Genomic DNA, 12,368 nt, shown 5'->3' on the forward strand with positions numbered 1-12,368 from the left:
CGTAACCTTTACATCAGAGGGTGTTGTATGGGTAGATAGGAAGCGCGGGACTCCGGTCAGAAACGATCTGGTCGGGGCGTGTTTGGACCACGCCCGACCGCGCTCCTCACTAACAGGAGCATGAACGACATCAACCTACACGAACTTGAAGCGATCGAACTAGACGAACCGCAGCCCATCGACGACCTCGCCGACCTCGACGTCGGCGACCGCGTGCGCATCGACGAGCGCCGCCGGCCGCTGACCGTCGTCGAGCTCGGCACGCGGGTCAAGGGCGACAACCGCATCGACGAGGAGGTCCGCGTCCCGATGGTCCGCCTCGAGGGGCACTGGCCGGGCGCTCGCGAGGTCGTGCTCACGCACCAACTCGACCGGACGCCGTACTACGACGAGGACGACCAGGTGCGCCAGCGGCTCGAGGTCAACGACGCGATCGTCGACATGGACCTGGGTCGTGAACACGACGTCCGCCGAACGCACGTCGTCGGGGCGGCCGGCCGGGCGAGTCTGGATGGCGGCGAGGAGGTGACGGCGTGATGTCCGAGTACGAGCTCAGGCTAACGGCGAGCGGCCCGATGCGTGTCGTGACCACGACCGAGACCGAGGGTATGACAATCGAGCAGTCAGAGCTCCGCGAGGTGACCGCCGACATCGACCTCGACGCTGACCGCCTCTACAACAGCGACATCGCGACGACACACTCGAATGGGGTGGTGATCCCTCTATCGGATGTCGCCTGTGTTGTCTGTACTGAGCTCGGTGGGACGCTGGCCAACAGAGGGGAGTGGGACATTACCGTCTCGGGCTCACTTGATGACTGGCAGAAGGTCGCGCTGCTGGCGGCAAAAGAAAAGAAGAACGGAGAGAGCTCTCGAGCTAAGCTCGGGATAAACATCCTCCTCCAGCTCCACGATCGTGCTGACAGTGATCGGCCGCTCTACGCGGCACTCAACGTCGACGAGACGTACGATGTCGGCGCGCGCGACAAGATACTCGACCAGCTGGTCGACGGCGACGATGCGGCGGCGGCCACGGACACCGAGGTGCCCGCCGATGTCTGAGCAGGGCGCGATCGACGCCGACTTCGACGACGCCGAGCTCTCGTACGAAGAGCGCGTCGCCGACGCCCTCGAGGGCGTCCGCACCGAACCCGTCCCGGGCAGCCTCGCGATCGACCTGGTAACTCGCCAGCTACTCTTCGTCCGGTCGAAGGTCGCCGACACGCTCGCCGAGTACTACGAGCAGGAGGGGTTCGACCTCGCGACGTACGGCCCCCATCCGTGGCTACCGGTGTCGGTCGACGACGCCGCGTACGAGTGCTACTACGTCAACGACCTGTCGCTCGACAGCCTCGACGAGATACACAAGCTGAACGACTACGATTTCCCCCAAGGCCGGCTGGCGGTGGTCGGCGTCGAGCAGGCGTGGAGCGGTGACGAGGTCGATGGCCTATGAGTACAGCCGACAGCGTCGACGCGACCACCGGGCCGGGAACATTCGACGAGCGCGCGGCGAAGGCGCTCACCGAGTCGATGACGGTGCTCGACAACCGACTCGACCACGACCTTCGCGACGAGGAGTTCGTGGTCGTGACGCCGACCGGGACGTACACCGTCGACGCGATCGCCGAGACGTGCGACTGCCCGGACGCGCTCCACCGTGGCGTCCGCTGTAAGCACCAGCGGCGTGTCGACTACGCCCGCGGCGCCGTTCCGATCCCGGGCTGGGTCGACCGGTCGGCGATCGACCCGCAGCTCGGTCAGCACCTCGCGGCGAGCCCGCGAATCGCGACCGCCGACGGCCGCACGGAGGTGCTCGACGATGTTCGGTAGTCGCGACGGACAGGACGTCATGGTCCGTGACGACGAGGGGCTGCCCGCGGTGTCGGTGACGATCACGCCGATCGGCTCGGACAACGAGGACGTCGCCGGCGAGGTCGCGGCGCTCCTCAAGGAGCAGTACGCGACCGGCGGCGACCAGGAGGGCGACGATGCCGAGTGACCTCCCGACGCTCGAGTACGTCGGCGTCGACGGTGTCCGTCGCGAGCTCGACTTCCAGCGCGCCCCGCACGCACCCTGGAACGCGCTCCTCGTCGAGCGCGAGCAGCACCCGGGCGACGACGGGATGCGCCACGTCGGCACGGAGCAGCTGCGCGAGCTCCGCGTCGACGGCGAGCCGGTGACCGCCGTGTCGCTGGTCGACACGCTGGAGGGGCCGTAGATGCGGTCGTTCGCCGCTCCGGAGACGCACTTCCGGATCGAAGTCTCGAAGCCAGGCGATCACGACGGCCACCAAGTGGGTGAGCCCGCCCGGCTCGAGTGTGACGAGTGCGGGGCGTCCGTCCCGATCGACGGCCCGGACGGGCACGAGACTGCGGTCGACGAGCTACCACATTCGCGCGGGTGCTCGCAGCGGGATGTCAAGTCCGCGTGGTGGATGGACCACTACGCCGGCGTCTGACGTCCCTCGGTTCGCTTTCACTTTCAGTTCGGACAAGAATCTCCTTTATTACAGATTCGCGCATCGGGTTGGTTCGCATGGCGACACGCACGAGGCCGCCGTCGGACCTCCCGGTCGTGGACGACGACCACACCGTCGAGATCGACCGCTCTCGCGAGGCCGACCGCTGGCGCTACACCTGTCCACTCGGCCATACGGTGTGGGACCGCACGAATAATCACGCGTGGTGCTCGAACTGCCGACGCGCGGCCGAGGCTGGCCACGACGTCGACCCGAGCACTACCAGATACTCGATAAGAAACACGAAGTGTTGATCCCGTGGGATCAGGTGATCCTCGAGTGACGCTACTCGGTGGCGTCGAGCTCGGCCGCGTCGAGATCCTCGTCGAGGAAGGCCTCGCCCTCGGGACGAAGGCGGTAAAGACCGCGAGAAAGACGCTCGACGAGCCCGTACCTCGCCATCTCCGAGAGACGGTCGCGCGCGTAGTTGGCCGCGGCGACATCGAATTCATCGAGCGCCTGCGGTGTCATGTTCCCTTCGTCGCGCATCGTTTCGAGGATGCGCTCGTCGATTGGCCGCATCCAATCGGCGCGCTTTCGTACCACGGTACTGGCTCGTGCTGTGGAACTCATAGTAATATCGGTGTATAAGCGTTCTATGTGTAACTACTTTAATCTCCGGTCAATCTCGCTGTGTAGTATGTGGAATTCACAGAAACTTATTTGTAGGCCGCGTGAGTAGCCTAAGTTGACCTGGCCTACGCGGGTGGAAAACCCGCCGGCGCTGAGACGCCGACGGCCGGGTCCCCTGGAGCCCCTCTCACGAGGGGATTAACGGAAGACCCATGGATCAATCAGACGAACGGGGCCTTAGTAATAGCCCCAACGACGACGGTAGTACAGAGCGGACGATCGGCTATAGCTACGGCGGCGAGTACGTCATCAACTCGAGCGCGAGCCCTGGCGCGTGGATCACGTCGACGCACACGGTGCTCGACATCGACCAGGTGAGCGAGCAGGAGGTGTCGGGCTGATGCGCGCGACCATCCTCGCGCTCGTCCACGGCGACGTCGCGGACCCGCACATCGAGTCGCGTCTCGAACCGAGTACGTACCCCGCGATCGACGCGACCGCGTACGAGGGGCTCGACGGCGGCGCGATCTACGCGGGCACGGCCGCCGCGGAGCTCGACCGCGAGCGCCCCGCGGTGTACGTGACCGACTCGGGCATCCACACGGAGGACGTCGAGTCCGAGCTGATCACCGAGACGGTCGTCACCGAGTGGATCGGCGATCTCTCGACTGACGACGATACTGGGTGGCTCGGTGTCGACTCCTCGGATGGCGACTGGCTGTTCGAGGCGCTCGGCGGCGCGAAAGGCGTCGAGATACTCCGGAGCCGGATCGACGTCGACGCGTTCGGCGCGTACGTCGCCGACTACCCGACGGCCGACGCCTGGAACGTGACGCAGTCGCGCGAGTTCGACCAGGACGGCGACAGCGAGGAGGCGACGATCGACTATCACGACGCCGCCCAGCTGGGCGACGTCCGGAACGCGGCCGACACGTCGATGCTCGGATTCCGGTATCACTGGGGCGACCGGTACGTCCGCGGCGTGGTCGCGGCGAGCGGCTACGTCGCCGTCTTCGACGGGCCGGACGCGCCGAAGGCGTACGCGGAGTTCATCAACTCGGAGATCCTGCCGTTCGCGAGCCTGCCCGAAGAGTACCAGGGCACGTTCGCGGACGTTCCCGAGGAGACGGAGGGCGAGGCCGATGTCTAACGAGGAGCTCCGCGCGACCGACAACGTCCACGACCTCGCCGATCGGAACGCGATCTCGACGGCGATCGCCGACCGGCTCGACGATAACGGGTTCGAGACGGTGGCCGACCTGCTGATCGCCGATGTCAGCGACCTCGAGGCGGTGCCCTACGTCGGCGGCCAGCGGGCGGTGGAGATCCTCGAAGCCGTCGACGGCGGCGCGACGCCGACGCCCGAGCCGCGCGACGTCGACTTCGAGGCGACCGAGAGTGTGGTGGACGTCGCGATCCCGCTGTCAGTCCGGTTCGGGAGCTCGGTCCTGGCCACAAGCGGTGCCTCGGGGACGAACGACGTCTATCACACGACCGCGTGTTCCGTCGTCATCGGCAAGGGCGAGCATCTCGTTGAGCACGATCGGTCGTGGGTCGACGATCGCGACGTCACCGAATGCCGTGTGTGCCAGGACCCAGAGATCCACACCACCGGTTCTCGACAGGGCACGAAGGTCGACGAGTCGCGAACGCTCGTGGGCTCACGCGAGGCTGTCCTCGAGGCGACGCTCGGCGAGAAACTCCGCATCACGCTCGCGGCGCGCCCTGGATGGGCCACGCCGTGGGTTGTCGTCGCGACCGAGGAGCCGACCGCGTGGGACACGCCGGCCGGCGACACCTGGCGGACGCGTCGTGTCCGTTTGTCGGAGTCAGCGTCACGGCGACCAGGTGCCCGCGAGTTTGACCTCGTCGTCGGTGCCGACGGCGTCCGGATCGACGATCCGCCCGGCGTGGAGAGCCACCAACCCGACGCGGCCGGTTGGTCTGTCGAGTCGGTCGGTGTCGTCGGACGTGTGTCGACGTCGGCGTACGCACAGCTGGTCGGGCAGGCGGAGCAGTCCGACGACCGGCCCGAGGGCGACGACACCTGGCGGAAGTACCAGAAGCGAGGGGAAGCATGAGCACGCAGTACCGCGTCGTCGACCGCGTCGAGCGGGAGACGGCCGAGCTGCTCGCGAAGACCGATGCGATTCTCGCGCACGCTGACGACGAGACGTACGTCCTCGAGGAGGTGGACGATGTCGAGTAGCGACGGCGAGAAGAGCCCCGAGGAGCTGCTCGGAGCCCGCCACGTCAACTACGCAGGCGAGCGTCGCGACCCACACTACGGCGGCACGGACGCCGCGTTCCGTGCGCTCGAGGAGTACCTCGCCGAGCGCCTCGACGAGCGGACGATCGCCACGGCCCGGACGATCGCGTTTACGGTCGACGCCGACGCGAGCTCCACGGAGATCGGCAAGACGCTCGGCGCGCATCAAACGGGAGACACATCCGAAGACATCCTCGAGGACGTTGTGGTGTCGACATGGGGGTCGACCAACAACCGGACCAAGTGGGTGTTCGAGCGGGTCGAACCCGCGGAAGAGCGACCGTGAGATCCTCCGTGTCGTTCGCGACGCGGTGGGTGCTCGTCGGCGGGCTCGTCACGCTCGCGTGGATGCTGCTCGAGTCCGGAGGGGCGCTGTGAGCATCGACCCGGTCGAGGCGATCACGTCGCACTGCGCCGGTCGGATGGTCGACCGGACGAGTGGCGAGCTGGTCTCGGCGGCCGTCGCCTACGAGCGCGGTGTGACGGTCGACATCCCGCAGCGCGCGCCCGTCCCGCCGCACGACGAAGCCGTCTTCGACGAGTGGACCGACACGGTCGTGTTCCGGCGCGGGCGCATGCTCGTGACCGTGTACGGCCTCTCGCCGGCGCACATCACCAGCATCCACGGCGTCGCGGTCGCGGCGGCCGTCGACGAGCAGTGCGAGACTGAGTACTGCGCCGAGATCGACCCGCGGAATCTGGAGTTGATATAGCGATGAGCACGATACAGACCTCGGACATCGACGACAATGACGACGGCGGCGAGCCAGCGGACGGAACGCAGAGCTGGGCCGAGCGTCACCGAGAGGAGCTCGAGCGCGAGGCGAACAGCGATCTGCCGCACGCGTGGGTGGCCGAGCAGTTCCTCGAGTCGATCCCCGATCAGGAAGAGCGCGACGACGAAGACGACGAGGAGGGTGATTCATGACGACCCAGCTGGGACGCGTCGGTCTGGATCTGAGAGAGCATCTCGGAGATGAACGCCCGGCGGTCGGCGTCGTCGAGCTGGGCGAGGCTCTTCCCGATCGACTGGGTCGCGGAGCGCTGGAGCTCCCGCGTTTCGCGAGTCGCGGGGCTGCCGCACACGGGACAGTACTCGTGGTGCGGGGCGAGCGTCTCCCGGCAGATACCACAGGGCCGACGATCCCGTGTCTGCTCGTCGACGTCTTCCTCGTCGAGGACGCCGGCCTTCTGGAAGATGTCCGCGTTGAACTGCTCGGCGTCGATGTGGACGTACGTCTCCCACATGTCGGTGTTGAGCTTCCAGTGGACGCGGTGCTCGATCTCCTCGCGAGTGTAGCCCTCGCGGACCATCCGGGTGACCGCGGAGTGGCGGAAGTTGTGGGGGTTACACGGCTTCTCGAGGTCGGTCCGTCGCGAGATACGCTGGAGATGGTTGTGGAGGTGGTCGGGAGCGATGTACCGCGTCTCCCCCTCGCCGTAGTTCTCGAGCTTGTGGAAAAAGGGCACCTCCGGGTCATTGGGACACGGATGAGTGAATCGCTTGTAGGCGCGGAGTGCGGCCGCGCTGTCGACGAGCGGGTAGTCCTTGATGTCCGCACCCTTGAGCCCGAGCGCGTCGGGGTTGGGGCGATAGGTCGCCGCCTCGCTCTCGAGGTCGACGTCCTTGACCCGGAGCGAGACGGTGAGGGTGCGTCGTGCGCCGGTGTCCGCGAGGAACTCGATCAGGGCGATGTCGCGTTGGTTTCTCGCCGCGTCGACGAGCGTCGCGATGTCGTCACTCGAGAGCATGTCGTCCGGGTTGATGGACGTCTTCTGGACGGACATGATCTCGAGGTTCTCGGCCCACTCACCGCAGTGGTGCGCCCAGAAGATCCGGCAGACGCGCTGCTTGTTCCGACGGGTCGAGCTCGCGTTCCCCGACTCGTGGCGGATGCGGAACAGCAGGTCGCGAGCATCCTCGATGTCCATCTCGGAGATCGGCTTCTCGGAGAGGCCGGCGACGAGCCGCAGCTGCTTACAGTACTGCTCGAGCGTGGAGATCGCGAGGCCGCCATCGCGAGCGCGGATGAACCCGCGGATGGCCTGCCTGTCTACGTCCGCGACGTCACTGGCTTCCTCGAGGCGGTCGAGTTCGCGACGGAAGCGCTCCTGAAACCCAGCCGGGTCATCCAGGGTCATACAGGCCGGATGGAGGCCTCTTACAAAAACTCATACGTGGGAAAACGGTTTCTGTCTCGGCCGCGAACCCCGGCCGTGAACCCCCGATTCCGCGCGCCGCTCACCGTTCTCATCGTCGTCTTCGTCCTCGCCGCGCTCGTGATCGGCACCGCCCCGTCGATCCTGATCTCGAGCTACGAGACGACGACGGTGGAGGCGACCGACGCCGAGACGGGCGAGACGCTCGCGATCGCCGAGGTCCGGATCGCGGACGGCCCGATGAAACGCTACGTCGGGCTCTCGACGACCGATGAACTCGCCGCCGACGAGGGGATGTTGTTCGTCCATCCCGAATCCGGCGAGCACGACTACGTGATGCGCGACATGGCCTTCGCCATCGACATCGTGTTCGCCGATGCCGACGGGGAGATAACGTCGATCCGGGAGGCGGAACCCGAGTCGCGCCCGCTCACGACCTACGAGGGCACGGGGCAGTACGTCCTCGAAGTGCCGAGAGGGTGGAGCGCCGACAACGGCGTCGAACCCGGGGACACGCTCGAGTTCGACCTTCGTTGAATCGCCGACTTCCCCGACGAAACCCTTTCACGCCTCCCTCGCGTGCGACCGCGTATGACCGGTCCCCTCCGACGCGCCGCCTGGAACCTCCGGTACCGCTGGCGGCGGGTGTTCGCGCTCTGTGTCGTCGGCGGCGGCGTCCTCGCTCCGATCGTCACGAACCTCTGGTGGAGCCTCCCGCTCGTCTGGTTCCTCGGGCTGTTCGTCGTCCTCCCCGTGCTTCACACGCTCGCGAAGCCGCTTCCCGATCCCGACGACGGGAGCGGAAACGACCGCGGCCACGAGGGCGACCCCGCGCTCGACGCGTTGCGCGAGCGCTACGCCCGCGGCGAGATCGACGAACGCGAGTTCGAGCGGAAGCTCGACCGCCTGCTCGAGACCGAGGACGCGGAGGTCGCCGACCGCGATCGCGACGTGGCCGCCCGGATCCGCGGGACCGTCGAGCGCGAACTCGAGCGCGTCCGGGAGTGACGATCGCGGAACTGATGGATCTGAACCCGGGAGACCACCCGGACCGACCGTTTCTTGAGCGCGCGGCTCGGAGGGGACGGTAATGGACGGACCGCTGTGGATCGACACGCACGCGCCGGAGCTGTCGGAGATCCGTCAGACCGATGCCCGCGACCGGCTCCGCCGGGCGGTCGACGAGCCGATGAACCTCGTCGTCCAGGGGCCGCCGGGTGCCGGGAAGACGGCCGCGACGCGGGCGCTGGCGCGGGAGTCACACGCCGACCCCGAGAGCGACCTGATCGAGATCAACGTCGCGGACTTCTTCGGCCGGACGAAAAAGGAGATCCGGACCGATCCCCGCTTCGAGGGCTTCCTCCAGGGGAGGAGCCGGATGGCGAAACGCGACATGATAAACCACGTCCTCACCGAGTCGGCCTCCTACGCGCCGATGTCGGGCGAGTACAAGACGGTGCTCCTCGACAACGCCGAGTCCATCCGCGAGGACTTCCAGCAGGCGCTGCGCCGGGTGATGGAGAAACACCACCGGACGACCCAGTTCGTGGTCGCCACCCGCCAGCCCTCGAAGCTCATCGCGCCGATCCGGTCGCGGTGTTTCCCGATCCGGCTGCGCGCGCCGACCACCGACGAGACGATCGACGTGCTCGAGACGGTCTGCGACCGGGAGGAGGTCGAGTACGACGCCGACGGGCTGGAGTTCGTCGCCAGCGCGGCCGGCGGCGACCTCAGACGCGCGATCCTCGCGGCACAGACGACCGCCGTGGAGGGCGAGGAGATCACCATGACGACCGCCTACGAGACGCTCGGCGAGGTGGGTGACGACGACGCGATCCGCGAGGCGCTCGCGGCCGCCCGCGAGGGGGACCTGAAGGACGCCCGGAGCACCCTCGACGACCTCCTCGACGAGGGGGGCTACGACGGCCCGGGACTGCTCCGCGAGACGCTGCGGGTCGCGCGGGCGGGCTCGGCGTACGGCGGCGACGACCTCGCCCGGCTCCACAAGATCGCCGGCGAGGCGGACCTGGCGTTGACCGAGGGGCTCGACGACCGGCTCCACCTCACCCATCTGCTCGCGGCGTGGGCCGCGGGGCGGACCGAGCTCCACGCCGCGTTCCACGAACCCGACCCCGCGGAGGCGAACGCGTGAGCCGGAACCCCCCGCTCGCTCGGGTCCTCCCGTTCGACGTGGTCGACGACGCCTGGCGGCTGGTGCTCGTCCCGGCGCTCGCGGCGGCCGTCGCCCTCCCGTTCCTCCCGCCGGTCGGACTCGGGCTGGTCGCGCTCGCGCTCGGCGTTCTCTGGTTTCACCGCGACCCGGAGCGGACGCCGCCCGACCCGGAGCGGGCGGTCGTCTCGCCCGCCGACGGCACCGTGAGCGTGGTGCGTGAGGAGGGGACGCGGATCCGCGTCGGAGTGTACATGAGCGCGACCGACGTCCACGTCAACCGCGCGCCGATCGCCGGGGAAGTGCGGGAGGTCCGGCACCGACCCGGCGCGAACCGCCCGGCGTTCGACAAGGAGTCCGAGCGCAACGAGCAGGTCGCGATCGACTTCGGCGAGTACGAGCTGCTCGTCATCGCCGGCTGGTTCGCCCGCCGGATCCATTCCGCGGTCGAGGCCGGCGACCTCCTCGAGCGGGGCGACCGCGTCGGCCACGTCTCGTTCGGCTCGCGAGCCGACGTGGTGTTGCCGGCCGACGTCGACCGCGAGGACCTCCTCGTGCGCGAGGGCGACGCGGTCCGCGCGGGCGAGACGATCATCGCGGAACGGGAGTGAGGGACGAACATTGGGGAACGGACGTGACTGACGAGTCGGCGGCTCGAGCAGTGCGATAGCACGACACGTGTCTCGCGGTGGCGCGCGCCTCCGAGCGCCCGAGGGGCGCGAGGAGCGTCGCGCGAGGGACGCCGCGAGCGTAGCGAGCGGCGAGGCTGGGGAGGCGTGAGGTACGGTTGCGGTCCCGCGAGCGTGAGAGAGCGGGAGTACGGAAGTCGCAGCCCGCGCAGCGGAGCGAGCAGGAACGTCTTCCGGTAGTGCGGTTCGGGTGGACTCAAAGCCCCAACCGCTCGGCTCACGGCTTCGCCGTTCGCCAGTCGAGGGTTCCCCCCGGTCGCCCTCGCAGCAGCGAGGCGCTCCGCGCCTCCGACGGCCGGCGCTTTACGCTGGCGACGCCACCGCGCTCGATCGTTGCTTCACCTGTATTGAGCGATTCTCAAGGAGCAACGCGTGTATGCGAACCGTTCTATGACACGGTGAGTCCACCGCATCCACGTCGGATCGCGGCCATAGCGTTTTGTGTACACGCGGAGACGGGACCGTGTATGCCAGAAGAGACGGTCCACGAGTCCGAACGGTCACGCAGTCGACAGGCGCTCGCAACCTACTTCCGACGGATCGCGAAGGCGTTGGGGCGCGGCGAACCCGTTCCCGTCGACGACGCCGGGACGGTCACCGTCGACCCGCCAGCCGAGCCGGAACTGGAGGTGGAGATCGAACGCGAGGGCGACACGGTCAGTCTCGACCTCGAGATGGAGTGGACGGAGGAGGAGGGCGACGTGGACCTCGACGCCGCCGCGAGCAAGGCGACCTTCGAGGTGTACGCCGACGCCGCGGACGAGTGGCGCTGGCGGCTCGTCCACGACAACGGCAACGTGATCGCCGACGGCAGCCAGGGATACGCGGACCGGCGGGACGCCGAGAACGGCATCGAGTCGGTGAAGCGAAACGCGCCCGGCGGCCACGTCGTCGACCTGAAGAACGACGAGGAGCCGCCCGAGGAAGGCGGCAGCAACGCCACGTTCGAGCTGTTCGAGGGCAAGGACGGGAAACGGCGCTGGCGGCTCGTCCACGACAACGGCAACATCATCGCCGACGGCGGCCAGGGGTACGCCTCCAAGCGGAACGCGGTCGGCGGCCTCCGGAGCGTGAAGTCGAACGCGCCGGGCGCGGCCGTCGAGGAAGTCGACGAGTAGGCGGGTGAGAGGGTGTCGTAGAGCCCTTATCAACGACTTAATGTTTGGGACATACTAGTGAACTATTCATTAAAACGCGCTTGCGTGTAGGACGGATCGTTTGATCGAGACTGGATCGTTGCTGGCGCGGTGGCCGTCTCTGAAGCCCCACTCGCGAGGGCTCGCGCGACTCGCTGCGGTCCTCGTCGCTCTCTTCGTTCACTCCTGCGGTCCTTACTTCCTCGAGCGTCGCCCTCGCGAGTGCCCCTTTGAGTCCCACCTCGCACGACCCCGCACCTCACGCCTCCCCAGCCTCGCCGCTCACTTCGTTCGCGACGTCCCTCGCGGGCTCCTCGTGCCCTCCCGGGCACTCGGAGGCGCGCCACCGCAAAACGGATCGCCCGTTTCTTCGCCTGTCTTGAGCAAATCCCACATCAGGAGTCGTGTTTGGAGAGACCAACATTTCGTGAATCCGGACGATCACTCAGATTGAAGTGTAGCGGTAGTGATGGCAACGTCATCCATGGAACTCATCGATCTCATCGATAGAGATTGGAATAGTTACGAACGGAAGCGCTTCGTGAAGGATGACACGAAGACGAAAACCGACGACTTTGACCCGGAGTCGTTCAAGCACGACGGGTTTGATGACCGGGAGAAGTACCTAAAGACGTATGTCCCGGCACTTGCTGACCCTGAACGTCTCAGGACTGAACTGAATGATTTCACTCCGCCGCGGGTGACTGCGATTAACGATTCACCATATCAGGCGCTTGTGATTCGCTACGGGATTCTCAGTCGATCACATCGGGTTTGAGTGAAAGTGTCTGCTTGGGAAGGGTGTGGAAGCTACCGAAGCAGACAGCGAGATAGAAGAAGAGCACCTCCT

General features: G+C 67.1%; 23 protein-coding genes. 21 read left to right on the top strand and 2 right to left on the bottom strand.

Annotation, left to right across the window (positions count from 1 at the left end; translation table 11 throughout):
• Positions 1 to 120 precede the first annotated feature (120 nt).
• The 8 genes from EAO78_RS14785 (at position 121) to EAO78_RS14815 (ending at position 2,775) form a co-directional block, all read left to right on the top strand.
• Positions 121 to 537, top strand: coding sequence for a hypothetical protein (locus EAO78_RS14785; protein WP_122106605.1), 417 nt, complete (start codon positions 121 to 123; stop codon positions 535 to 537).
• Positions 537 to 1,061: a hypothetical protein gene (locus EAO78_RS14790; protein WP_122106606.1), complete on the top strand. Its 525-nt coding sequence runs from the start codon at positions 537 to 539 to the stop codon at positions 1,059 to 1,061. Before EAO78_RS14785 ends, EAO78_RS14790 begins: the two co-directional genes overlap by 1 nt.
• On the top strand, positions 1,054 to 1,455 hold the full coding sequence (locus EAO78_RS14795; RefSeq protein ID WP_122106607.1) for a hypothetical protein: 402 nt from the start codon (positions 1,054 to 1,056) through the stop codon (positions 1,453 to 1,455). Before EAO78_RS14790 ends, EAO78_RS14795 begins: the two co-directional genes overlap by 8 nt.
• Positions 1,452 to 1,832: a hypothetical protein gene (locus EAO78_RS14800; RefSeq protein ID WP_122106608.1), complete on the top strand. Its 381-nt coding sequence runs from the start codon at positions 1,452 to 1,454 to the stop codon at positions 1,830 to 1,832. Before EAO78_RS14795 ends, EAO78_RS14800 begins: the two co-directional genes overlap by 4 nt.
• Positions 1,822 to 2,001: a hypothetical protein gene (locus tag EAO78_RS17755; protein WP_136516521.1), complete on the top strand. Its 180-nt coding sequence runs from the start codon at positions 1,822 to 1,824 to the stop codon at positions 1,999 to 2,001. Before EAO78_RS14800 ends, EAO78_RS17755 begins: the two co-directional genes overlap by 11 nt.
• On the top strand, positions 1,991 to 2,221 hold the full coding sequence (locus EAO78_RS14805; RefSeq protein WP_122106609.1) for a hypothetical protein: 231 nt from the start codon (positions 1,991 to 1,993) through the stop codon (positions 2,219 to 2,221). The genes EAO78_RS17755 and EAO78_RS14805 overlap by 11 nt, the downstream gene beginning before the upstream one ends.
• Complete coding sequence (locus tag EAO78_RS14810; protein ID WP_122106610.1) at positions 2,222 to 2,461, top strand: hypothetical protein; 240 nt, start codon at positions 2,222 to 2,224, stop codon at positions 2,459 to 2,461. It begins immediately after the preceding gene.
• 77 nt (positions 2,462 to 2,538) lie between these two features.
• Positions 2,539 to 2,775 (top strand): hypothetical protein, encoded by a 237-nt coding sequence (locus EAO78_RS14815; protein ID WP_122106611.1) that lies wholly within the window; start codon positions 2,539 to 2,541, stop codon positions 2,773 to 2,775.
• Between the two features lie 31 nt (positions 2,776 to 2,806).
• Here EAO78_RS14815 and EAO78_RS14820 read toward each other — a convergent pair whose 3' ends face one another.
• Positions 2,807 to 3,043: a type IV toxin-antitoxin system AbiEi family antitoxin domain-containing protein gene (locus EAO78_RS14820; protein WP_122106612.1), complete on the bottom strand. Its 237-nt coding sequence runs from the start codon at positions 3,041 to 3,043 to the stop codon at positions 2,807 to 2,809.
• 263 nt (positions 3,044 to 3,306) lie between these two features.
• Between EAO78_RS14820 and EAO78_RS14825 the strand changes: the two genes are divergently transcribed.
• The 7 genes from EAO78_RS14825 to EAO78_RS14850 all read left to right on the top strand — a co-directional run bounded on the left by EAO78_RS14825 (position 3,307) and on the right by EAO78_RS14850 (position 6,291).
• On the top strand, positions 3,307 to 3,495 hold the full coding sequence (locus EAO78_RS14825; protein WP_122106613.1) for a hypothetical protein: 189 nt from the start codon (positions 3,307 to 3,309) through the stop codon (positions 3,493 to 3,495).
• Positions 3,495 to 4,244 (top strand): hypothetical protein, encoded by a 750-nt coding sequence (locus EAO78_RS14830; protein WP_122106614.1) that lies wholly within the window; start codon positions 3,495 to 3,497, stop codon positions 4,242 to 4,244. Before EAO78_RS14825 ends, EAO78_RS14830 begins: the two co-directional genes overlap by 1 nt.
• Positions 4,237 to 5,175, top strand: coding sequence for a helix-hairpin-helix domain-containing protein (locus EAO78_RS14835; RefSeq protein WP_122106615.1), 939 nt, complete (start codon positions 4,237 to 4,239; stop codon positions 5,173 to 5,175). Before EAO78_RS14830 ends, EAO78_RS14835 begins: the two co-directional genes overlap by 8 nt.
• Complete coding sequence (locus EAO78_RS18645; RefSeq protein WP_275263230.1) at positions 5,172 to 5,303, top strand: hypothetical protein; 132 nt, start codon at positions 5,172 to 5,174, stop codon at positions 5,301 to 5,303. The genes EAO78_RS14835 and EAO78_RS18645 overlap by 4 nt, the downstream gene beginning before the upstream one ends.
• Entirely contained in the window at positions 5,293 to 5,649 is a 357-nt protein-coding gene (locus tag EAO78_RS14840; RefSeq protein WP_122106616.1) for a hypothetical protein, read from the top strand. Before EAO78_RS18645 ends, EAO78_RS14840 begins: the two co-directional genes overlap by 11 nt.
• A gap of 88 nt (positions 5,650 to 5,737) precedes the next feature.
• Positions 5,738 to 6,076 (top strand): hypothetical protein, encoded by a 339-nt coding sequence (locus tag EAO78_RS14845; protein ID WP_122106617.1) that lies wholly within the window; start codon positions 5,738 to 5,740, stop codon positions 6,074 to 6,076.
• A 2-nt stretch (positions 6,077 to 6,078) separates the two neighbouring features.
• Entirely contained in the window at positions 6,079 to 6,291 is a 213-nt protein-coding gene (locus EAO78_RS14850; protein WP_122106618.1) for a hypothetical protein, read from the top strand.
• Here the strand turns inward: EAO78_RS14850 and EAO78_RS14855 are convergent.
• The gene (locus EAO78_RS14855; protein ID WP_122106619.1) at positions 6,246 to 7,505 is read right to left on the bottom strand and encodes a tyrosine-type recombinase/integrase; all 1,260 of its coding nucleotides are present in this window, start codon (positions 7,503 to 7,505) and stop codon (positions 6,246 to 6,248) included. The genes EAO78_RS14850 and EAO78_RS14855 overlap by 46 nt on opposite strands.
• Positions 7,506 to 7,580: 75 nt before the next feature.
• Between EAO78_RS14855 and EAO78_RS14860 the strand changes: the two genes are divergently transcribed.
• The 6 genes from EAO78_RS14860 (at position 7,581) to EAO78_RS14885 (ending at position 12,296) form a co-directional block, all read left to right on the top strand.
• The gene (locus tag EAO78_RS14860) at positions 7,581 to 8,060 is read left to right on the top strand and encodes a DUF192 domain-containing protein (RefSeq protein ID WP_238987717.1); all 480 of its coding nucleotides are present in this window, start codon (positions 7,581 to 7,583) and stop codon (positions 8,058 to 8,060) included.
• Positions 8,061 to 8,114: 54 nt separating this feature from the next.
• A complete protein-coding gene (locus tag EAO78_RS14865; RefSeq protein ID WP_122106621.1) occupies positions 8,115 to 8,531 on the top strand; it encodes an SHOCT domain-containing protein in 417 nt (138 codons plus the stop codon).
• A gap of 82 nt (positions 8,532 to 8,613) precedes the next feature.
• Complete coding sequence (locus tag EAO78_RS14870; RefSeq protein ID WP_122106622.1) at positions 8,614 to 9,675, top strand: AAA family ATPase; 1,062 nt, start codon at positions 8,614 to 8,616, stop codon at positions 9,673 to 9,675.
• On the top strand, positions 9,672 to 10,304 hold the full coding sequence (locus tag EAO78_RS14875; protein ID WP_122106623.1) for a protein sorting system archaetidylserine decarboxylase: 633 nt from the start codon (positions 9,672 to 9,674) through the stop codon (positions 10,302 to 10,304). Before EAO78_RS14870 ends, EAO78_RS14875 begins: the two co-directional genes overlap by 4 nt.
• Before the next feature lie 545 nt (positions 10,305 to 10,849).
• Complete coding sequence (locus EAO78_RS14880) at positions 10,850 to 11,500, top strand: HVO_2922 family protein (RefSeq protein WP_122106624.1); 651 nt, start codon at positions 10,850 to 10,852, stop codon at positions 11,498 to 11,500.
• A 502-nt stretch (positions 11,501 to 12,002) separates the two neighbouring features.
• The gene (locus tag EAO78_RS14885) at positions 12,003 to 12,296 is read left to right on the top strand and encodes a hypothetical protein (protein ID WP_203227903.1); all 294 of its coding nucleotides are present in this window, start codon (positions 12,003 to 12,005) and stop codon (positions 12,294 to 12,296) included.
• Positions 12,297 to 12,368: the final 72 nt, after the last annotated feature.

It is taken from the genome of Halobellus captivus (assembly GCF_003697845.1).
Taxonomy (GTDB): Archaea; Halobacteriota; Halobacteria; order Halobacteriales; family Haloferacaceae; genus Halorubrum; species Halorubrum glutamatedens.

Bases quoted from the DNA above. Each gene is read 5' to 3' on its own strand.
- EAO78_RS14785 (WP_122106605.1), top strand. From the start codon at position 121: ATGAACGACATCAACCTACACGAACTTGAAGCGATCGAACTAGACGAA.
- EAO78_RS14790 (WP_122106606.1), top strand. From the start codon at position 537: ATGTCCGAGTACGAGCTCAGGCTAACGGCGAGCGGCCCGATGCGTGTC.
- EAO78_RS14795 (WP_122106607.1), top strand. From the start codon at position 1,054: ATGTCTGAGCAGGGCGCGATCGACGCCGACTTCGACGACGCCGAGCTC.
- EAO78_RS14800 (WP_122106608.1), top strand. From the start codon at position 1,452: ATGAGTACAGCCGACAGCGTCGACGCGACCACCGGGCCGGGAACATTC.
- EAO78_RS17755 (WP_136516521.1), top strand. From the start codon at position 1,822: ATGTTCGGTAGTCGCGACGGACAGGACGTCATGGTCCGTGACGACGAG.
- EAO78_RS14805 (WP_122106609.1), top strand. From the start codon at position 1,991: ATGCCGAGTGACCTCCCGACGCTCGAGTACGTCGGCGTCGACGGTGTC.
- EAO78_RS14810 (WP_122106610.1), top strand. From the start codon at position 2,222: ATGCGGTCGTTCGCCGCTCCGGAGACGCACTTCCGGATCGAAGTCTCG.
- EAO78_RS14815 (WP_122106611.1), top strand. From the start codon at position 2,539: ATGGCGACACGCACGAGGCCGCCGTCGGACCTCCCGGTCGTGGACGAC.
- EAO78_RS14820 (WP_122106612.1), bottom strand. From the start codon at position 3,043: ATGCGGCCAATCGACGAGCGCATCCTCGAAACGATGCGCGACGAAGGG.
- EAO78_RS14825 (WP_122106613.1), top strand. From the start codon at position 3,307: ATGGATCAATCAGACGAACGGGGCCTTAGTAATAGCCCCAACGACGAC.
- EAO78_RS14830 (WP_122106614.1), top strand. From the start codon at position 3,495: ATGCGCGCGACCATCCTCGCGCTCGTCCACGGCGACGTCGCGGACCCG.
- EAO78_RS14835 (WP_122106615.1), top strand. From the start codon at position 4,237: ATGTCTAACGAGGAGCTCCGCGCGACCGACAACGTCCACGACCTCGCC.
- EAO78_RS18645 (WP_275263230.1), top strand. From the start codon at position 5,172: ATGAGCACGCAGTACCGCGTCGTCGACCGCGTCGAGCGGGAGACGGCC.
- EAO78_RS14840 (WP_122106616.1), top strand. From the start codon at position 5,293: ATGTCGAGTAGCGACGGCGAGAAGAGCCCCGAGGAGCTGCTCGGAGCC.
- EAO78_RS14850 (WP_122106618.1), top strand. From the start codon at position 6,079: ATGAGCACGATACAGACCTCGGACATCGACGACAATGACGACGGCGGC.
- EAO78_RS14855 (WP_122106619.1), bottom strand. From the start codon at position 7,505: ATGACCCTGGATGACCCGGCTGGGTTTCAGGAGCGCTTCCGTCGCGAA.
- EAO78_RS14865 (WP_122106621.1), top strand. From the start codon at position 8,115: ATGACCGGTCCCCTCCGACGCGCCGCCTGGAACCTCCGGTACCGCTGG.
- EAO78_RS14870 (WP_122106622.1), top strand. From the start codon at position 8,614: ATGGACGGACCGCTGTGGATCGACACGCACGCGCCGGAGCTGTCGGAG.
- EAO78_RS14880 (WP_122106624.1), top strand. From the start codon at position 10,850: ATGCCAGAAGAGACGGTCCACGAGTCCGAACGGTCACGCAGTCGACAG.
- EAO78_RS14885 (WP_203227903.1), top strand. From the start codon at position 12,003: ATGGAACTCATCGATCTCATCGATAGAGATTGGAATAGTTACGAACGG.